Below are 18295 nucleotides of genomic sequence, written 5' to 3'. Positions count from 1 at the left end.
TTCGCGCCTCGGCCAGAATTATTTCCCATTCTTTTCAAGGTAGTTGAAGATCTCTTCGTAGTAGGGGTGAAGGCGATCCCACACAGTGATGATCTCCTGAGTCGACGGAATGGCTTTATGGTCATGTATGGCTTCGTTCATACTGTCCAAAGTATGAATTTTGTCCTGCGCAGCGTTCGCAATATCTCGTGCGTACTCCAAACTGCGGATCTTCTTTTTGGGATCAATCACCCCTAAAACAGCACCTACCTTCGAGCGGAGTTTGACATTGCTGTCATGCCATCCGTTGGGGTTTTGGGAGGTTACAGCCATTGCCTCAAGAAAAACCATCGTGGATTTTTCGAGGAAAATGCGGTTCATCACCGAGCTTATGTAAGGGCTTTGGTCGACGCTCAGTTTACGCAACTCTCCGTAGAAACGGTTTAGACCATCGTTGCTTATACGGAGGCCATTAGCTGCGAGCTTTTTCCTAGTTTTCACAGGTTTCGATCTTGTTGTCGATGAGGCAGTCCCCGCAGCTTGAGCGCTTGCTCCGCCAGAACCGCTGCCGGAACTAACACTGCCCACTGAAGAGCTGCTTCCACCAGAAGAGGATCCTGCTCCGGTATTCGTGCCGGCTCCTGCTGTCGATCCGCCAGATGCAGATCCATTCGTTGCGCTGTGACCGTTGGCTGCGTTTCCGGCGTTTTGTTTGACCGGCGCTGGGTTCTTCTTGACACTAAGCGCGGCGAAGCCCTCAATATATTCGCGCTGTAGACTGGCGGTTGTCACTTTTGGTTCGTTGAAGTCTGGTTGTCCCATAGCTTTGAGCAATGCGACCAGAAGGCGGGCGGCAGCGGCTTCGTCACCATTCTCAGGTTCGACCTTGCCAGATCGGTCAAAGATCAGCCCGAGAGTGCCCGCAATTGATGGAGAGACCAAAACGCGCTCGACAGTCGTAGTTTTTGATGCGATGCCCTCAAGAAGCTCGTCAGTGTCTATTCCGTGGCCTTCCAAAAAATTCAGCGTCGTCATCCAACGAGCATATTTTCCTTCCGAGGCGTCGCTCCGTGCGGTCGCTATAGCGTTCCACCCTACGACGCCTCTGCCGCCCATCGCATTGTAATGCTTGCGCTTGATCCATGCGAAGGCTTTGCTCCGCTCTTCTACTACGCACTCAAGATCTTTGATGTTCAGTGCTAGAAAGCGGGAACTTAGAGCTTTGAAGGTAGGAAAGGGCGGTGTTCCGGCGGCGATCTGAGGATTGATCAGGGTCTTAAGTGCCGTCAATCGCCTGTTGCCCTCAAGTGCGATGTAGCCTCCTGGGTGATCTGAGTCTTCCATCACAATCATCAGCGACGACGGATCAAGTCCCCCCATCTCCACGATGTCTTGGGCCAGCTCGGAAATTTTGTGGATCTTATCTTCTTTAAGAAGAATTTCCATCGCCTCTCGTTCGGTGGCGACGTTCTTGTGACGAAAGTTTTGGATATCAAGCGAGATGCTAGCGATGTCAATTTTCATTGATTCCCCCAGAAGTTGCCGAGAGTTCTAGCCGCAAGCATGCAGACTAGTAAATGGTCCGCATCAACTCATAGACTGCAGGCACCTCGCACCCCTCGGTTTACCGAGCGTCGGTTTCACACCTGCTGAGTAAGTCGGTGCGCTTAAAAAAACACATTGAATCGATGTTGGGTTTGCATCCAAATATAGAAATAAACTCGTTGTTTTCGTTGAGTAACAACAAGTCGACGTCCTGCCAGAGTTCCTCTGGTTGGCGTATCTCAGGTGTGTTGGGTCTTGTAGCTCAGGCCCTGCCAGACACACTGCTTCGTTCCCTCATCGACCGCTGCTTAGTTGGGCTTTCAAGCCATCAAAGTCGGCACCAGAATACTCTTTGGCAATCGCCTCGGCAGCTACTTCGTCCAGCTGCATGAACTCGAAGGCTTTTTTCTTTAGGGTTGGAATCTGGTTGTAGGTGTCTGATTGAACAGCTGAGGCACCCCACGCTCCCCAGTTGGCAGCCTGCTGAATGGATGAGAGCAACCTGAACGCTTCCTCGTCGCTGATGTAAGTCGAAAGCTCTGCGTCGAATTCTGGAATGGCGCGAGCGAGACGGTTAGCTACGTCATAAGTACTAGAGCCTGCCCTAGAGATTAGGGCCTCCATGATCTTTGATCGAATCCGGCCAGACTTTTTCAAGCTGCCTACGATTTGCGGATTATGCCAGTACGCTTCTATCACGGCGTCCGCGAACTCGTGAAACGGTAGCAATTCAGCCGTACTGAGCTCGCTCGTCATCTGGTTCAGCAAGTGAAGTGGATGTCTTAGAATTGTTACTGCCAATCCGCTTTCGGTTGAAGCCACAATGTGGACGAGCAGTTTTGCTAGGCGCAATTTCGTGGCGCCATCTGATGTCAATAGCAGTCGAGGGTCCACTGCCAGCGGCGCTGCGAGTGTCTCCCACATGAGGAGATCATGTGCCTCTTTGACGATGAGATGCTTGTCTAATGCTTCGCGGATAGCCTCTTGATTGAGGCCCGCCATACCTGTGAGAAAGAAGCGTCCGTTACGCTGAATGTCGGCAGAAATAGACTTACACAGTTGAACGAGCTTCAAGATCAAATATGGGTAGGTAAGAGGATGTATCTCTCTCACCTCTGCGGCCACCACCGCATTAATGTTTGTTACGGACCGATCCGGAAAATAGTTCGCGCCGGCCATTCTCTGCAAAAGCAGATCCACATGCTGTGTCGATGACAGTATGGGGGCACTCAAAAACTTGTCGATAGCCTCAAAGAAGACGAACCGCGCTTCTTCCGCCGACGCATGCAATCCTGAAGGGTGTGCTGCTTTATTGCGATGGTCTATGAGTTGCTTAAGACGCTGACTCTGTAGAGTTGTGATGATTGATTTCGAGGCTAACCTGTCCACCAAAGTCGATTCATAGGGCTTCTGATCTTGCGCTAATAGCTCTATGTCATCAGATATCTTCTTGGCGTCCGAGCTCACCGAGGACAGTACGCGCACTTTCTGTCTAAGATCCTCAAACAGCGCGTTACAGGTGAGTACGATGCAGGCGCGGTTAGCCCCGACGCTGTAACAGGTCATAGCTTCCCGCACATAATCGGCCATCCCAGGATCTGCGACCCTGGCCGATAGTTCCTCCATATCCGTCAAGCCAGCGCCCATAGAAACCTTCCTCGAGTGATCTCGCAGCTAGCGCTCCTCTTCATCGAGAGGGTCAGCATCGTCAAGATCAAAAAAGGTCGCGCAAGCTAATCCCAGTCAGATCCGCGGCATCGCCGCTGGGGCCGAGAGAGAGTCTAGATCCTGTTGTTTGGCCTATTTGGCCCTATGAGTGTCGAGACTTGCTCACGTTCCGTTTGTAGAAACATCAGTCGAATAAATCATTTCCCAGGTGCGGGGACGGTTTAATTTTTCGAAACAAAATCAAAACATCGGCATAGCCCCGCACCCAGTGTGAGGTTCGTTGATTTTACTGGTGAATTGGCGAAAAATCGTGGTCGTTGAGTAACTCGAACTTTTTGACGGCAGCCGCCGGCTACATCAGTTCTGGTAAGACTCGGAGCTTCCCACCCCGATTATCGTCTTTACTTGATTCACGATGCGTGGCCTCTGACGTACCATGTGTTTCGAAATGCAAATTCTTGCTGGACACTTTCCGAAAAAGCGTAATTAAGATGTGTTGGCGGCATTGGTCCAGATAACGCTTAAGCTACTGCTTTTGCTGATTTAAGGTACGCCGGCACGGGGCACCATATTATCCGAAATAGACAGATCAATTGTCAGTTTGCGCGATTAAAGCCGTGCAGATATCTCCCCGCATTTGCCTTAGGATGACCTGCCGTGAGACAATATCCGGCATGCATCTTCAAGCTCCCTGTTGCGATGCACGTAAATCTTCCTAAATGACTGGGCATCGAGGAAAAATGGAGAAGAACTAGATGAGCGCCGAATTCGGCCCCTACGTCCAGATGTGCACCCTTGCTCAGCAAATGGCTGTCCAATATCAGAAAGACACCAATCTCGCCTTGGCGCCTTTTCTGAAACATTTCATGGATGAGGTCGAAGTGAACGTGGCTGCCGATAGTTTCAATCATCTCGGATTCATGCAGAAGATCCGAGAGCCGGTCGAATTGGGAGCGGAAAAGGCGTCCGACGCACGACGCAAGGAGTTTCTTCAGGCTCTTGCAACTGCTCTGCATGAGCGCATCCAAAGACACTGAGCAAATGCCAGCCACGACTGAACCGCTCGGGCTGAACAATCAGGCTTACGAGATTTGAACCTGCCCCCCGCCCTGGCACCTCTCGCCAGCCGTTCATGCGATGGTTGCACGCTTTGTTGCCGATTGCCCGATATCGATGACCTCGACAAGCCGGCAGATCAATGGTGCAGGCACTGCATTGCCGGGCGAGGCTGTTCCATCTATGTAGATCGCCCGAAACTCTGTCGTGATTTCCTTTGCCACTGGATGCTCGACAACGGTCTGGGCGATGAGTGGGATCCGTTGAAATCCCACATGATGGTCTACGGGCAGGGGCAGCAGATCACAATCCTGGCCGATCCTGACCGACCCGACCTATGGCGTCGTGAGCCGTATATGTCACAGCTCAAGAAGTGGGCGGCAAGCACGGCGCCGACAGGAGGATATGTGATCGTGTTCTGGCGAGACGAAGTGGTGAAGATCTGAAGACACGTCGTCCGGGCCGCTGACACGATGACGCGCGGCCATAGCGAGCCTTTGCAGTTCTCGCGTCTCCCGTTAGCATTCCGAAAGACGAGAAGGCCGATCACGACAATTTGCCGAAGGCAGAGTGTTACGCTGACATGTCCACCGGTTTACAGACTGGCGGATTGTGCTCTACAGCTTCGGCCCAATTTGACCCAATCGGCACAATATCGAACGGCAGCGTTCGATGGCGATTATGAAGGAGATGCGCAATGGCGCTGGCAGGTTCCACCACAAGGTTCAGCACGGGAGTAGCTTATGCCGGCTTCCTGACCCTTGCCATGGCCGCAACAGTCGGCAGCGCTCTGGGCTTCGAACATATCGGCGGCTACATTCCCTGCGCTCTCTGCCTGCTTGAGCGAGACCCTTACTATTTCGGCATTCCGATCGGGATTCTTGCGGTTGGTTCGGCAGCTTTCGGCCTGCCCTCCTGGATTACCCGTTCGCTTCTGATCGTCATCGGCATCATGATGCTGGTCGGCGCCGGCATGGGTGTCTACCACTCGGGCGTCGAATGGGGTTTCTGGCCCGGCCCTTCCGCCTGCGGTGGCAGCACAGCGATCACCACCAATGCCGGCAATCTGCTCGGCGACCTGAACACGGTTCACGGCCCGTCCTGCGCCGACGCTGCCCTTCGCGTGCTCGGCCTGTCCTTTGCCGGCTGGAACGTCGTCGCCAGCATTTTCCTCGCAGCCGTTGCCTTCATCGGCGCAAAAAAGGCCGCTTAAGCGGCCTTCGTGCGATCAGATCGACTGGTATGATCAGGGCTGTAGCTCAGTATCCCAGTAGAGATAGTCCATCCAGCTTTCATGAAGATAGTTTGGCGGAAACAGCCGGCCGTTGTTATGAAGATCCTGCATGCTCGGTGCATAGGGTTTCTGGTGCGGGATCATGCCGGCCTGTTTCGGCAATTTGCTGCCCTTGCGCAGATTGCAAGGGGAACAGGCCGCCACGACATTCTCCCAAGTCGTCTCGCCGCCATGGGCACGGGGAATGACGTGATCGAAGGTCAGTTCGTCATCCGCGCCGCAATACTGGCATTCGAACTTGTCGCGCAGGAACACGTTGAACCGCGTAAAGGCCGGGTTACGGGTCGGCTGAACATAGGTCTTGAGGCTGACGACGCTCGGCAGCTTCATCGAGAAGCTGGGCGAGCAGACCGAATGGTCGTATTCGGCGATGATGTTGACACGGTCAAGGAAGACCGCCTTGATCGCGTCCTGCCAGGACCACAACGACAAGGGATAGTAACTCAGCGGCCGGTAGTCAGCGTTCAACACGAGCGCCGGCAAGGCCTGCGGGGAGACTGCAATCGTCAAGTGACGCTCCTACCCGATTCGGCATCTATCTCCTCTATATTAGGTCCGTTGTTACAGGATTGTGAAGCCCTATAAATGCAGCGGGATACTTCCCCGCATTTATACGATGGGCAAAGCCTCGCGACGCATCGTCGCAGCGTAATAGGCCCAGAAAAGTCTGGCCGCGATCGACCGGTAAGGCGCCCATGACCGGGCGATTTCGGCGAGTTCTTTTGCCACCGGCCGCTGCTCCATTGCGAAGGCACGAGCCACGGATGTCTGCAGCGCCACGTCGCCGCCGGGAAAGACATCCGCATGGCCGGCGCAGAATATCAGATAGACTTCCGCCGTCCACGGCCCGATGCCGGGGAGAAGCACAAGCTGCCGAAGCGCCGCCTCGCCCTCAATCACGCAGATCGCATCCAGATCGATCGCACCGGTGAGCACAGCTTCGGAAAGTTTCCGCAGGGTCGAGGCTTTGGCACGCGAAAGGCCGAATGTGGCAATAATCTCGGGATCAAGCGCGGCATAGGCTTGCGCCGTGACCGGCCCCACCGCCTCGATCCGCCGCCAGATCGCATCCGCACTTGCCCGCGACACCATCTGCGAGACGATGATCGAGGCGAGACCGGCAAAGCCGGGCGCAGCAAGCCTGAGCGGCAGCGGGCCGGCGATCTCGGCAATCGGGACAAGGCGAGGGTCGAGTTGCAGGAGCTGGTTGAGCCCGGCTTCGATATCGGCGTCGTTGCGGATGATATTGATCTGGTCTTCGCGCATGACGCTTTCATGCTTGTGTCTGGATCCCCGGGTCAAGCCCGAGGATGACGAACGAAAGGTTTGCATGATAGGTGCCAGGAGACACCTTTCAGCAAGCTCTCAGGGTGCTATGTGGTAAAAACGTCTCCACAGGCTCGTCATCCTCGGGCTTGAACCGAGGATCCAGACGCAAGCAAGCCCGAACGCAAGCAATCAATGCCGAACTCACCGCCAGAAAAACCCGTCTATCGTTTCGCCCCCAGCCCGAATGGCTTTCTCCATCTCGGCCATGCGCTTTCGGCGTTTCTGAACCACGACATGGCGAAGGCGAGTGGTGGGCGGTTTCTGCTGCGCATCGAAGACATAGACCTCACGCGCTGTACAGCCGAATTCGAGGAGATGATCTATCGCGATCTCACCTGGCTCGGTCTCGACTGGGAAATGCCGGTGCGCCGCCAGTCAGAGCATTTCGATGCCTACCGGGACGCGCTCGACAGATTGCGGAGCATGGGCCTCGTCTATCCCACATTCCTCACCCGCGGCGAGGTGAAGGCGCACGTTACGGCATATGAAACAAATGGAAAAAACTGGCCGCGCGATCCCGATGGCTCGCCGCTTTATCCTGATGACGACAGACTGCGCAACGAGGCGGAACGGGCGCATCTTATCGCCAAGGGGATCAAACACGCGTGGCGAATGGATGTGATGAAGGCGATGGCCCTGGTCGGCAAGCAGCTTTCATGGCAGGAAACCGGCACCGGCCACCCCGAGACAATCCCGGCTGATCCGACGATCTGGGGTGATGTGATCCTGTCACGCTCGGATGCGCCGTCGAGCTATCATCTGTCGGTCGTGATCGACGATGCGTTGCAGGGAATTACCCATGTGGTGCGGGGCGAAGATCTCTATACGGCTACCGCCATCCACAGGTTGCTGCAGGAACTGCTCGGCTTGCCTGAGCCGGTCTATCATCACCATCAGTTGATTGTCGGAAGCGACGGGCGAAAACTGTCGAAAAGCGAAGGCTCAACCGGAATTGCGGCTCTTCGTGACGAGGGCCTCCTGCCCGGCGACATTCGCCGCATCGTCGGGCTCTGAGCGGCCGGCGCGCTTTGCCTTGCGCTTCTTGTTCACCTGATTGACCACCGAATAGACCTTGTATTTCAGGATAGCCGCATTGAGTTCGGCCCCGAGCATGAAGATCACGCCGACCATATAGAGGAAGACGAGCACGATCATGATCGAGGCAAGGCCCGCATAGGTGGCCGCGTAATTGGCAAAACTCGCCAGGTAATAGGCGAAACCGAAACCGAAGATCGTCCAGATGACGATGGTCAGCACCACACCTGGAAGCACATCGATGATCCGCCGGTCGCCAGCCGGCAGCCATTTGTGGGAAAAGAGCAGGCCAAGCATCAGAAGCAGGCCGGTGCCGACGAGGCCCCAATTGGCAAGCGCGTTGAGATCGCTCATCAGCCAGGGGAATTTCGTCTCGGCAAAGCGCTGCGCCACCGGCACCGCCAGAAGCACGATGCTGATCACGGCAAAGATCACCACCGCGACGATGACGTAACCGAGGCTGGCAAGGCGCGTCACATACCATGCCCGCGTTTCGGTCACCCGATAGGCACGATTGAGCGAGATGCGCAGGGCCTCAACGCCGTTGGAGGCGAAGTAGGCGGCTGCAAGCACGGAAACCGTCAGAAGCCCGCCGCGCGGCATGTCGATTACCCGCTGGATTTCCGACGCGATCGGATTAGCGATATCCGCCGGCCAGGCATCGAACATCAGGTGGATTGCCGTTTCTGAAAATCCGCCGGCACCGAGAAAACCGGCAAGTGCAGTGCCGAAGATCAGGAACGGGAACAGCGCTAGGAGCCCGGAAAGCGCCACATGGCTGGCCATGGCCCAGCCGTCATCCTCCGTGAAATGCCAATAGGCATCCCACAGGACCTTGAAGGCCAATCGGTGCCATCGCGGCCGGCGTATTTCTTCCTGCAAGGTCTGCTCCGTTGTGACTTAGGGCGAAATATGGGAGGAACATTCTCACTTGTACAGGTGAGTGCCGAGGAAGAATTCCTGAATGACTGCAACAAGAACGATCATCGTCACCGGCTGTTCCTCCGGCATCGGCGCTTATGCGGCAAGGGCATTGAAGGCAGACGGCTGGCGCGTCTTCGCAACGGTTCGAAACAGCGAAGATCTCACTGCCCTTGAAGCTGACGGCATAGAGGCGCTGATCCTCGATTACACGAAGCAGGATACGATCGATCAGCTGGTAAAAACCGTGGTCGAACGCACCGATGGCAGGATCGACGCGCTGTTCAACAATGGCGCCTACGGCCAGCCGGGAGCGGTGGAGGATCTGGCGACGGATGTGCTGCGCATCCAGTTCGAGACCAATCTCTTCGGCTGGCACGAACTGACCCGCCAGATCATTCCCCTCATGCGGGCTCAAGGGCGCGGCCGCATCGTAAACTGCTCCTCCATCCTCGGCCTTTTGCCTTATCGTTATCGCGGGGCTTACACGGCCTCGAAATATGCGCTCGAAGGACTGACGCTGACCCTGCGCATGGAACTGGCCGGCAGCGGCATCGAGGTGAGCCTGATCGAGCCCGGCCCGATCACCACCCGCTTCACCGCCAATGCACTCGCCAAGATCAGCGAGAATATCGATCTGACCGGCTCCGTACATGCCGCCGACTACGCGAGGCAGCTGCAACGCCTTGATGGCAGCGGCCCCGTCAACCGCCACAAGCTTGGTCCGGAAGCCGTTTACAAGGTGCTCGATCATGCCTTGAACGCGCCTCGTCCAAAGCCGCATTATCTGGTAACCAGACCTGCAAAGCAGGGTGCGTTGCTGAAGAAATTGCTCCCGGCTCAGCTTTTCTACACGCTGATGCGCCGTATCGACTGACAACTGACGGGAGGCAGGACATGTCGAGCTTCACTACCTTTCTAACCCTGATCGTGATGGGTCTCGTCGTGTTCGTGCTGATCCGCGGTCTGATCAACATGCTGAAAGGTACGGACGCCAACCGCTCGAACAAGCTGATGCAACTGCGCGTCATCCTGCAGGCGGTGGCGATTGCGCTTATCATGCTGACGCTGTGGATCACCGGCGGGGGAAGGCCAAGCTAAGGAAAAGAAAACATGGTCAAGCTGAACAAGATCTATACCCGCACCGGCGACAAAGGCACGACCGGGCTTGTCTCCGGTCCGCGCCGCGAAAAATTCGACCTGCGGGTGGAAGCTTACGGCACGGTTGACGAAACCAATTCGGCGGTCGGCCTCGCCCGGCTTCATACCATCGGCCTCGACGAACTGGACGTCATGCTTGTCCGCATTCAGAACGATCTCTTCGATCTCGGCTCGGACCTTGCGACACCCGACACCGGCGAGGAGTTGAGCTACGAGCCACTGCGCATCATCGAGGCGCAGGCGGAGCGGCTGGAGCGGGAGATCGACGCCCTGAACGGCGAGCTTGATCCCTTGAAATCCTTCGTGCTGCCCGGCGGCACGGCAGCGGCCGCACACCTGCATATGGCACGCACGATCGCAAGGCGCGCCGAACGGCTGATGGTCGAGCTGTCGCGGCAGGAAAAGGTGGGCGCCGCGGCGCTGAAATACATCAACCGCCTCTCCGATTTCCTCTTCGTCGCCGCCCGCTTTGCCAATGATCGCGGACAGGCTGACATTTTGTGGGTACCCGGCAAACACCGCTAAACGCCGCTCCAGGAGGTCGCGCATGTTCGTCCCGCTGCATGACACGAACGAACTGAAATATATCCGCGTCCAATGGATCACGATCAGCCTGATCGTGCTGAATGTGCTGGCATGGCTGTTCACCACATTCGCTCCGGTGGAACAGGCGGAGCGTGCGTCACTGGGCTTGGGTTTCATCCCTGCCCTGATCTTCGACCACGCGGTTCTCGATCCATCACTGGTCCTGGTGCCGGAAGATATGACCTTCCTGACCTATGCCTTCCTGCATATCGATTTCTGGCATCTCGCCCCCAACATGCTTTTCCTTTGGGTCTTTGGCGATAATGTCGAGGATGCGCTGGGCCATTTCCGCTTCCTGATCTTCTATCTTCTCTGCGCCGCAGCGGGAGCCGCACTCCATGGTTTCGTTACCCCCCAATCGGAAGGCCCGCTGATCGGTGCATCGGGTGCGATTTCCGGCGTGGTTGCCGCCTATTTTCTGCTGCATCCGCGGGTACGGGTGTGGGTCCTGGTGCTCTTTCGTATTCCCCTGCCGCTTCCCGCCTTCATTCCGCTGGCGCTCTGGATTGCCCAGCAATTCGTCATGCTGGCGCTGAACATGGATGACGCCGTCTCCTGGGGAGCGCATGTGGGCGGCATCATCGCCGGCGCGCTTCTGGTTCTCGTCATGCGCCGTCCCGGGGTTCCGCTCTTCGACCGACAGATCGTCACCCCTCGCGCCGTACATCATAAAACCAGCGTTCCGCAGGTACCGGCACGCGTCGAATAGGGATATGAGAAATGCGCAAGTGTCGGCATGGAAACGGCGTTGTAATCGGGTGAAAAATGCGTATCCATGTCGCCCACTGACACATGAGGAGATGGCAAATGTCGCATTTTGCCGTCGGAGATAGTCAAGGAAGGACCCCATGAAGATCCTGGTGCCTGTTAAGCGAGTCGTCGATTACAACGTGAAGATCCGCGTCAAACCGGATGGCACGGGCGTTGAACTCGCCAATGTGAAAATGTCGATGAACCCGTTCGACGAAATCTCCGTCGAAGAGGCTCTGCGACTGAAGGAAGCAGGCAAGGCGGAAGAAGTGGTGGTCGTGTCAATCGGACCGGCCAAGGCGGAAGAAACGCTGCGCACCGCGCTCGCCATGGGTGCCGATCGCGCCATCCTGATCGAGACCGACGATGCCGTCGAGCCGCTCGCCGTTGCCAAGATCCTGAAGGGCGTCGTTGACGCCGAAGCGCCTGGCCTGATCATCGTCGGCAAGCAGGCGATCGACGACGACAGCAATCAGACCGGCCAGATGTTGGCGGCTCTGCTCGGCTCTGCACAGGCAACCTTTGCCTCCAAGATCGAGATCGCCGGCGACAAGGCGACCGTGACCCGCGAAGTCGATGGCGGTTCCCAGACGATCGAAGTCAAGCTTCCAGCCGTCGTCACCACCGACCTGCGCCTCAACGAGCCGCGCTACGCTTCGCTGCCCAACATCATGAAGGCGAAGAAGAAGCCGCTCGACAAGAAGTCGCCTGCCGATTTCGGCGTCGATACCGCGCCTCGCCTCAAGGTGCTGAAGACCGAAGAGCCGGGCGGCCGCAAGGCTGGCGTCAAGGTCGGGTCGGTTGAAGAGCTGGTTTCCAGCCTCAAGACCGCCGGCGTGATCTGAGAACGGAAGACAGGAGACAACAATCATGACCATTCTTCTTCTGGCAGAAAACGACGCATCCGGCCTGTCCGACCAGACCGCGAAGGCGCTCACCGCCGCATCGAAAATCGGCGGCGATGTGCATATTCTGGTCGCTGGCGCAGGTGCAAAGGCTGCTGCCGACGCCGCCGCCAAGCTTTCCGGCGTCTCCAAGGTTCTCGTGGCCGAGGATGCGAGCCTCACCAACAATCTCGCGGAACCGCTGGCCGACCTGATCGTCTCGCTTAGCGCTTCCTATGACGTGATCGTCGGACCGGCCACGACGTCTGCCAAGAACGTCCTGCCGCGCGTTGCCGCCCTGCTCGACGTGATGCAGATCTCGGAAATCGTCGAGGTCGTCTCGGCTGACACGTTCAAGCGCCCGATCTATGCTGGCAACGCGATCCAGACCGTCCAGTCCACCGATGCCAAGAAGGTCATCACCGTGCGCACGGCATCGTTTGCCGCAGCAGGCGAAGGCGGTTCGGCAGCGGTTGAAACCGTTTCGGCTGCCGGAAATCCGGGTATATCGAGCTTCGTCTCCGACGCACTCGCCTCGTCCGAACGCCCTGAACTGACCTCGGCCAAGGTGATCATCTCGGGCGGTCGCGCGCTCGGATCTTCGGAAAAGTTCCAGGAGGTCATCCTTCCGGTCGCCGACAAGCTGGGTGCCGCCGTTGGCGCATCACGCGCCGCGGTCGATGCCGGTTACGCCCCGAACGACTGGCAGGTCGGCCAGACCGGCAAGGTGGTCGCTCCTGATCTCTATATCGCGGTCGGCATTTCCGGTGCGATCCAGCACCTCGCCGGCATGAAGGATTCGAAGGTCATCGTCGCCATCAACAAGGACGAGGAAGCCCCGATCTTCCAGGTCGCAGACTACGGCCTCGTCGGCGATCTCTTCGACATCCTGCCGAAGCTCGAAAAGGCGCTCTGACAGACGATCCGCCTTCGCGGCAGCGAAAAAAGCTGGCAAAATGATGGCCAGGCGAATAGAAAAATGCCGGACCGCTACACGTGGCCCGGCATTTTTTAAATAAGAATTTTCAAATAAAAAGCGTGCACCACAAGTGCGCCCAAGCCCAAGGGATGGAGTAAGCGTTATGGCCTTCCAGAATATCGGCATCATCGGCGCAGGTCAGATGGGCTGCGGCATCGCGCATGTTTCCTCCCTCGCAGGCTACAGGGTGCAGATTTACGATCTGGACCCGGACCGGATCCAGGCAGCACTTGCAACGATCAACGGCACGCTCGCCCGCCTCGTCGCCGGCGAGAAGATAACCGATGAGGAACGCAACGCGGCGCTCTCCAAAATCTCCGGCTCCGCCGACGTGAATGATCTCGCGCCGATGGACATCGTCATCGAGGCGGCAACTGAAGACGAAAGCGTCAAGCGCAAGATCTACGCACATGTCTGCCCGGTCCTGAAACCCGAGGCGCTGCTCGCCACCAATACCTCGTCGCTCTCCATTACCCGACTTGCTTCCGCAACCGACCGCCCTGAACGGTTCATGGGCATTCACTTCATGAACCCGGTGCCGGTGATGAAGCTGGTTGAACTGGTGCGTGGCATCGCCACCGACGAGCCGACCTTCAGGGCCGCCAAGGAATATGTCGCCTCGCTGGACAAGACCGTCACGGTCTCCGAGGATTTCCCGGCCTTCATCGTCAACCGCATCCTTCTGCCGATGATCAACGAAGCGATCTACACCCTTTATGAAGGCGTGGGGTCGGTGGACGCGATCGACACAGCCATGAAACTCGGCGCCAACCATCCGATGGGCCCGCTGCAGCTCGCGGATTTCATCGGCCTGGATACCTGCCTGTCGATCATGCAGGTTCTTTATGATGGCCTAGCTGACAGCAAATACCGCCCCTGCCCGCTTCTGGTGAAATATGTCGAAGCCGGCTGGCTCGGCCGCAAATCCGGACGCGGATTTTATGATTACCGCGGCGAGGTTCCAGTTCCGACGCGGTAAGACGGCTTCCGGAGGTCTTGCTTGTAAGAAATTACGCGACAGACTATATTGCGGAGTGAGAGGCGAGCTATTGCCCACCTCTCTGGTTTATTTATCGGAATGTGACCCGCACGCTTGCCTGCCAGCTCGTGCGGGTTTTCCGTAAGATAAACGTGATGCTAAATGGCATTGGCCACATAGTTCACTCTCCGGTTGGATGACGAGGCCTTCGCCCGGTCGAAGTGGCCTATCCTCTCCGATACGCCTGGCAGCGCGCGTCTGCTTCCACCATCACAACTTTCGAGAGAATATCGAAAAGCATGCTGCCGTCCATCAGCAATAATGCCGTACAGCTAACTTCCCTTCGCCGCCGTGATCAGCGCCTTGGCATCCTCGCTGTCCCATTCGGCGGGGCCGTTCATGGCGCCGATCAGGCAGCCTTTTTTATCGAGGATCAGGGTTGCCGGAAGGCCGAAGGCGAGGCCTTCCTTTTTCACGGCATTGAACACGCCCATGGAGCTGTCGCTGTAGAAGGCGAGCTTGTCGATCTTGTAATCCTGATAGAAATTCTTCGGTTTCTGGTCGCTACCGGTATCGATATTAACGGCCACAACCTCGAAATCACTCCCGCCCATCGTGCTCTGCAAGGCGTTGAGCGCCGGCATCTCTTCCCGGCAGGGCACGCACCATGTCGCCCAGAGGTTGAGCAGCACCGTCTTGCCGGCGAGATCGGCTACCGTCATCTCCTTGCCTTCCGGCCCCTTGAACGCCAGTTGCAACGGCCGCGGCGGTTGCGCCGCCGCCATGGCGGCCACTTCGCCCTTGGAGAAAGCGGAAACCGACTTCGCTAGTTCGGCAGAACCTTCGCACTGGCCGGCAGAGGACGTCGTCAGGCCGTCCATGCCATTGCCAGACCCCATGCTCCTCACGTATACCGCCACGGCGCCGGCGGTAATCCCTGCAATGGCGGCAATCATGATCAATCGGGCGGATGGGAGACCAAGCGGTCTTTTGGATGCCATTTCTTAACTCCAGGACTTGAGCTGCCATGGCCGATACGAAGGACGCGACCTCTTCCAATCAGATGTGGGGCGGACGTTTCGCTTCCGGGCCGGACGCGATCATGGAGGAGATAAATGCCTCGATCGGTTTCGACAAGAAGCTCTACGCCCAGGACATCCGCGGCTCAATCGCCCACGCAACCATGCTGGCCGAAAAAGGCATTATTTCGCGCGAAGATAAAGACAAGATCGTCGAAGGACTGAACACGATCCTGTCAGAAATCGAGAGCGGCAAGTTCGAGTTCTCGCGCAAGCTTGAAGACATCCATATGAACATCGAGGCGCGGCTGGCGAAGCTGATCGGCCCCGCTGCCGGCCGCCTGCACACGGCCCGTTCGCGCAACGACCAGGTCGCGCTCGATTTCCGCCTCTGGGTCAAGGAAGAACTTGCCAAGACCGAAAAGATGCTGACCGACCTGATCGCAGCCTTCCTCGACCGCGCGGAAGAACATGCAGACACCGTCATGCCCGGCTTCACCCATCTCCAGACCGCGCAGCCGGTCACCTTCGGCCATCATTGCATGGCCTATGTCGAAATGTTCGGCCGTGACCGCGCCCGCGTGCGTCACGCAATCGACCACCTGGACGAAAGCCCGATCGGCGCAGCAGCGCTTGCCGGCACCGGGTTCCCGATCGACCGCCACATGACCGCCAAGGCGCTCGGCTTCCGCGAGCCGACCCGCAATTCGATCGATACCGTGTCCGACCGCGACTTCGCGCTGGAATTCCTCTCGGTCGCCTCGATCTGCGCCGTGCACCTGTCGCGCCTCGCCGAAGAGATCGTCATCTGGTCGACCCCGCAATTCGGCTTCGTCCGCCTGTCGGACGCGTTTTCCACCGGCTCGTCAATCATGCCGCAGAAGAAGAACCCGGATGCCGCCGAACTGGTGCGCGCCAAGACCGGCCGTATCAACGGCTCGCTGGTGGCGCTGCTCACCATCATGAAGGGCCTGCCGCTCGCCTATTCCAAGGATATGCAGGAAGACAAGGAGCAGGTCTTCGACGCTGCCGAAAACCTGGAACTGGCGATTGCCGCCATGACCGGCATGATGCGCGACATGACGATCCGCGCTGACCGCATGCGCGCCGCCGCAGGCTCGGGTTATTCGACGGCCACCGATCTGGCCGACTGGCTGGTGCGCGAGGCGGGCCTTCCCTTCCGTGACGCCCACCATGCCACCGGCCATGCCGTGGCACTGGCAGAAAAGAAAGGCTGCGAACTGGCTGAACTCTCGCTTGAAGAGCTGCAGGCGATCAACCCGGCAATCACCGAAAAGGTCTTCGACGTCCTGACGGTCGATGCCTCCGTCGCCAGCCGCCAGAGTTTTGGCGGTACCGCGCCGTCCGAAGTGCGGAAGCAGATCGCTTACTGGCGCGGCCGCAATTGAACCCATATCAATTGATCGCCGATTGATATGGAAATGAACTGCACAAAAGGCTGGAACTTCGTTATGAAAGTTCCGCCTGTCCGTGCCGGAGAAAGAAGAGAATGTCCAAGTCGCTGATGAATACCGCCCGCGTCGCCCTGGTGCTTGGCCTTGCCGGCATCATTACCGTTGGCTGCGGCCGCAAAGGCGAGCTGGACCGCCCAAGCACGCCCGTGGAACAGCAGAATGTTCGCAAATCGGACGCTGCAAAAAAAGACCCGGTCGCTGAGCGCCCCTTCATCCTCGACAAGCTTCTGTAATTTCCGAGACCTGACGTGAACCATTTCCAGTATATCGACGGCGTGCTGCACGCCGAAAACGTCGACATTCGCGACATCGCCAAGGCTGTCGGAACCCCGTTCTACGTCTATTCGACGGCAACGCTGGAACGCCATTACAAGGTCTTCGCCGCAGCGTTTTCCGACGTCGACACCATGGTCTGCTACGCCATGAAGGCCAATTCCAACCAGGCCGTGTTGAAGACACTCGGCCGCCTTGGCGCCGGTGTCGATGTCGTTTCGGGCGGCGAACTGCGCCGCGCGCTGGCGGCCGGCATTCCGGCCAACCGCATCATGTTTTCCGGCGTCGGCAAGACGGTCGGCGAAATGGACCTCGCGCTGGAAGCCGGCATCTACTGTTTCAACGTCGAATCCGAACCGGAACTGGAAGTCCTCAACCTTCGCGCAGTCAAGGCCGGGAAAAAGGCGCATGTCTCCTTCCGCATCAACCCGGATGTGGATGCGGGAACACATGCCAAGATCTCGACCGGCAAGAAGGAAAACAAGTTCGGCATCGCCTATGAACGCGCCCGCGACGTCTATGCCCATGCGGCAACGCTTCCCGGCATCGAAGTTACCGGCATCGACATGCATATCGGCAGCCAGATCACCGAGCTTGCACCCTTCGAGCACGCTTTCCGCCTGCTGCGCGAACTGGTCGACACGCTGCGCGGCGATGGCCACCGGATCGACCATGTCGATATCGGCGGCGGTCTCGGCATTCCTTACAAGGACGACAACACGCCTCCCCCGCTGCCGGACGCCTATGCAGATACGGTCAAGCGCCAGTTGCGCTCGCTCAACTGCAAGATCGTTACCGAACCGGGCCGCCTGATCGTCGGCAATGCCGGCATTCTGGTGACCGAGGTCATCTACGTGAAGGACGGCGGCGAAAAGACATTCGTCATCGTCGACGGTGCGATGAACGACCTGATCCGTCCGACGCTTTATGAAGCCTACCACATGATCCGCCCGGTCGTCGTGCCGGCAACCGATGCACCGCGCATCCGGGGCGATATCGTCGGACCGGTCTGCGAGACCGGCGACTATCTGGCGCTCGATCGCGAGATGGCCGAACCGAAGCCGGGTGACCTGATCGCAGTCGCATCTGCCGGAGCCTATGGCGCCGTGCAGGCCGGAACCTACAATTCCCGCCTTCTCGTACCGGAAGTTCTGGTCAAGGGCTCGGAGTTCCACGTCATCCGCCCGCGCGGCACCTATGATGAGCTTATCGGGCTCGATTCCGTTCCAGCGTGGCTCAGCTGAGGGCGGATAAACGCCCGGATGCGCATTTGACGTGACATTCACAATTGCGGGAAACTGCCTAAAATATGAGGTCTGGCCCACGCCTGCCCTCGTCTTCGCCACAAAGACTGTTATCTTAG

Annotated in this window: 20 protein-coding genes; 14 read left to right on the top strand and 6 right to left on the bottom strand. The window is 57.8% G+C overall.

The window, feature by feature from the left end; translation table 11 throughout:
* Positions 1–18: 18 nt before the first annotated feature.
* Both ACI3K0_RS18755 and ACI3K0_RS18750 read right to left on the bottom strand, forming a co-directional pair.
* Positions 19–1503: a hypothetical protein gene (locus ACI3K0_RS18755; RefSeq protein ID WP_404945931.1), complete on the bottom strand. Its 1485-nt coding sequence runs from the start codon at positions 1501–1503 to the stop codon at positions 19–21.
* 315 nt (positions 1504–1818) lie between these two features.
* Positions 1819–3171, bottom strand: coding sequence for a hypothetical protein (locus ACI3K0_RS18750; RefSeq protein ID WP_404945930.1), 1353 nt, complete (start codon positions 3169–3171; stop codon positions 1819–1821).
* 776 nt (positions 3172–3947) lie between these two features.
* Between ACI3K0_RS18750 and ACI3K0_RS18745 the strand changes: the two genes are divergently transcribed.
* The 3 genes from ACI3K0_RS18745 (at position 3948) to ACI3K0_RS18735 (ending at position 5461) form a co-directional block, all read left to right on the top strand.
* On the top strand, positions 3948–4229 hold the full coding sequence (locus ACI3K0_RS18745; RefSeq protein WP_148148248.1) for a hypothetical protein: 282 nt from the start codon (positions 3948–3950) through the stop codon (positions 4227–4229).
* Between the two features lie 123 nt (positions 4230–4352).
* Positions 4353–4694, top strand: a complete 342-nt coding sequence (locus tag ACI3K0_RS18740) for a hypothetical protein (RefSeq protein WP_404945929.1) — start codon at positions 4353–4355, stop codon at positions 4692–4694.
* 251 nt (positions 4695–4945) lie between these two features.
* Positions 4946–5461, top strand: a complete 516-nt coding sequence (locus tag ACI3K0_RS18735; protein WP_206828076.1) for a disulfide bond formation protein B — start codon at positions 4946–4948, stop codon at positions 5459–5461.
* 33 nt (positions 5462–5494) lie between these two features.
* Here ACI3K0_RS18735 and ACI3K0_RS18730 read toward each other — a convergent pair whose 3' ends face one another.
* Both ACI3K0_RS18730 and ACI3K0_RS18725 read right to left on the bottom strand, forming a co-directional pair.
* Entirely contained in the window at positions 5495–6052 is a 558-nt protein-coding gene (locus ACI3K0_RS18730) for an HNH endonuclease (RefSeq protein ID WP_404945928.1), read from the bottom strand.
* 99 nt (positions 6053–6151) lie between these two features.
* Positions 6152–6808 (bottom strand): DNA-3-methyladenine glycosylase, encoded by a 657-nt coding sequence (locus ACI3K0_RS18725; RefSeq protein WP_183828207.1) that lies wholly within the window; start codon positions 6806–6808, stop codon positions 6152–6154.
* A 195-nt stretch (positions 6809–7003) separates the two neighbouring features.
* Between ACI3K0_RS18725 and gluQRS the strand changes: the two genes are divergently transcribed.
* Positions 7004–7885 (top strand): tRNA glutamyl-Q(34) synthetase GluQRS, encoded by an 882-nt coding sequence (gene gluQRS, locus ACI3K0_RS18720; protein WP_183828210.1) that lies wholly within the window; start codon positions 7004–7006, stop codon positions 7883–7885.
* On the opposite strand, the gene ACI3K0_RS18715 is transcribed toward gluQRS, so the two are convergent.
* Positions 7814–8788 carry a YihY/virulence factor BrkB family protein gene (locus tag ACI3K0_RS18715; RefSeq protein WP_404945927.1) on the bottom strand — a complete coding sequence of 325 codons (975 nt, stop codon included), beginning with the start codon at positions 8786–8788 and terminating at the stop codon, positions 7814–7816. The genes gluQRS and ACI3K0_RS18715 overlap by 72 nt on opposite strands.
* A gap of 82 nt (positions 8789–8870) precedes the next feature.
* On the opposite strand from ACI3K0_RS18715, the gene ACI3K0_RS18710 reads away from it, so the two are divergent.
* The 7 genes from ACI3K0_RS18710 (at position 8871) to ACI3K0_RS18680 (ending at position 14165) form a co-directional block, all read left to right on the top strand.
* A complete protein-coding gene (locus tag ACI3K0_RS18710; RefSeq protein ID WP_404945926.1) occupies positions 8871–9704 on the top strand; it encodes an SDR family oxidoreductase in 834 nt (277 codons plus the stop codon).
* Positions 9705–9724: 20 nt separating this feature from the next.
* A complete protein-coding gene (locus ACI3K0_RS18705; RefSeq protein WP_404945925.1) occupies positions 9725–9928 on the top strand; it encodes a twin transmembrane helix small protein in 204 nt (67 codons plus the stop codon).
* A 12-nt stretch (positions 9929–9940) separates the two neighbouring features.
* Positions 9941–10513, top strand: a complete 573-nt coding sequence (locus tag ACI3K0_RS18700; protein ID WP_148148240.1) for a cob(I)yrinic acid a,c-diamide adenosyltransferase — start codon at positions 9941–9943, stop codon at positions 10511–10513.
* A gap of 22 nt (positions 10514–10535) precedes the next feature.
* Positions 10536–11282 carry a rhomboid family intramembrane serine protease gene (locus ACI3K0_RS18695; protein ID WP_404945924.1) on the top strand — a complete coding sequence of 249 codons (747 nt, stop codon included), beginning with the start codon at positions 10536–10538 and terminating at the stop codon, positions 11280–11282.
* Positions 11283–11421: 139 nt separating this feature from the next.
* A complete protein-coding gene (locus ACI3K0_RS18690) occupies positions 11422–12168 on the top strand; it encodes an electron transfer flavoprotein subunit beta/FixA family protein (protein ID WP_313604839.1) in 747 nt (248 codons plus the stop codon).
* 25 nt (positions 12169–12193) lie between these two features.
* Complete coding sequence (locus ACI3K0_RS18685) at positions 12194–13123, top strand: electron transfer flavoprotein subunit alpha/FixB family protein (protein ID WP_404945923.1); 930 nt, start codon at positions 12194–12196, stop codon at positions 13121–13123.
* Positions 13124–13289: 166 nt separating this feature from the next.
* The gene (locus tag ACI3K0_RS18680) at positions 13290–14165 is read left to right on the top strand and encodes a 3-hydroxybutyryl-CoA dehydrogenase (RefSeq protein ID WP_148148236.1); all 876 of its coding nucleotides are present in this window, start codon (positions 13290–13292) and stop codon (positions 14163–14165) included.
* A 332-nt stretch (positions 14166–14497) separates the two neighbouring features.
* On the opposite strand, the gene tlpA is transcribed toward ACI3K0_RS18680, so the two are convergent.
* Positions 14498–15166 carry a thiol:disulfide interchange protein TlpA gene (gene tlpA / locus ACI3K0_RS18675; protein ID WP_404945922.1) on the bottom strand — a complete coding sequence of 223 codons (669 nt, stop codon included), beginning with the start codon at positions 15164–15166 and terminating at the stop codon, positions 14498–14500.
* A gap of 26 nt (positions 15167–15192) precedes the next feature.
* Here tlpA and argH point away from each other — a divergent pair, with 26 nt between their 5' ends.
* The 3 genes from argH (at position 15193) to lysA (ending at position 18176) form a co-directional block, all read left to right on the top strand.
* Positions 15193–16593, top strand: coding sequence for an argininosuccinate lyase (gene argH, locus ACI3K0_RS18670; protein ID WP_404945921.1), 1401 nt, complete (start codon positions 15193–15195; stop codon positions 16591–16593).
* Between the two features lie 101 nt (positions 16594–16694).
* A complete protein-coding gene (locus tag ACI3K0_RS18665; RefSeq protein ID WP_148148233.1) occupies positions 16695–16892 on the top strand; it encodes a hypothetical protein in 198 nt (65 codons plus the stop codon).
* Between the two features lie 15 nt (positions 16893–16907).
* Entirely contained in the window at positions 16908–18176 is a 1269-nt protein-coding gene (lysA, locus tag ACI3K0_RS18660; RefSeq protein WP_404945920.1) for a diaminopimelate decarboxylase, read from the top strand.
* The last annotated feature ends 119 nt before the right edge of the window (positions 18177–18295 follow it).

This window comes from Rhizobium sp. ZW T2_16 (assembly GCF_044987325.1).
Taxonomy (GTDB): domain Bacteria; phylum Pseudomonadota; class Alphaproteobacteria; order Rhizobiales; family Rhizobiaceae; genus Neorhizobium; species Neorhizobium cellulosilyticum.
The sequence above is the reverse complement of the archived record's forward strand: the minus strand, read 5'-3'. Positions and strand labels throughout refer to the sequence as shown.

What these genes read in the sequence shown, in the direction of transcription:
- ACI3K0_RS18700 (WP_148148240.1), top strand. Translation starts at nt 9,941, where the DNA reads ATGGTCAAGCTGAACAAGATCTATACCCGCACCGGCGACAAAGGCACG.
- ACI3K0_RS18755 (WP_404945931.1), bottom strand. Translation starts at nt 1,503, where the DNA reads ATGAAAATTGACATCGCTAGCATCTCGCTTGATATCCAAAACTTTCGT.
- ACI3K0_RS18710 (WP_404945926.1), top strand. Translation starts at nt 8,871, where the DNA reads ATGACTGCAACAAGAACGATCATCGTCACCGGCTGTTCCTCCGGCATC.
- ACI3K0_RS18735 (WP_206828076.1), top strand. Translation starts at nt 4,946, where the DNA reads ATGGCGCTGGCAGGTTCCACCACAAGGTTCAGCACGGGAGTAGCTTAT.
- tlpA (WP_404945922.1), bottom strand. Translation starts at nt 15,166, where the DNA reads ATGGCATCCAAAAGACCGCTTGGTCTCCCATCCGCCCGATTGATCATG.
- ACI3K0_RS18750 (WP_404945930.1), bottom strand. Translation starts at nt 3,171, where the DNA reads ATGGGCGCTGGCTTGACGGATATGGAGGAACTATCGGCCAGGGTCGCA.
- ACI3K0_RS18665 (WP_148148233.1), top strand. Translation starts at nt 16,695, where the DNA reads ATGTCCAAGTCGCTGATGAATACCGCCCGCGTCGCCCTGGTGCTTGGC.
- ACI3K0_RS18705 (WP_404945925.1), top strand. Translation starts at nt 9,725, where the DNA reads ATGTCGAGCTTCACTACCTTTCTAACCCTGATCGTGATGGGTCTCGTC.
- argH (WP_404945921.1), top strand. Translation starts at nt 15,193, where the DNA reads ATGGCCGATACGAAGGACGCGACCTCTTCCAATCAGATGTGGGGCGGA.
- gluQRS (WP_183828210.1), top strand. Translation starts at nt 7,004, where the DNA reads ATGCCGAACTCACCGCCAGAAAAACCCGTCTATCGTTTCGCCCCCAGC.
- ACI3K0_RS18690 (WP_313604839.1), top strand. Translation starts at nt 11,422, where the DNA reads ATGAAGATCCTGGTGCCTGTTAAGCGAGTCGTCGATTACAACGTGAAG.
- ACI3K0_RS18685 (WP_404945923.1), top strand. Translation starts at nt 12,194, where the DNA reads ATGACCATTCTTCTTCTGGCAGAAAACGACGCATCCGGCCTGTCCGAC.
- ACI3K0_RS18680 (WP_148148236.1), top strand. Translation starts at nt 13,290, where the DNA reads ATGGCCTTCCAGAATATCGGCATCATCGGCGCAGGTCAGATGGGCTGC.
- ACI3K0_RS18745 (WP_148148248.1), top strand. Translation starts at nt 3,948, where the DNA reads ATGAGCGCCGAATTCGGCCCCTACGTCCAGATGTGCACCCTTGCTCAG.
- ACI3K0_RS18725 (WP_183828207.1), bottom strand. Translation starts at nt 6,808, where the DNA reads ATGCGCGAAGACCAGATCAATATCATCCGCAACGACGCCGATATCGAA.
- ACI3K0_RS18695 (WP_404945924.1), top strand. Translation starts at nt 10,536, where the DNA reads ATGTTCGTCCCGCTGCATGACACGAACGAACTGAAATATATCCGCGTC.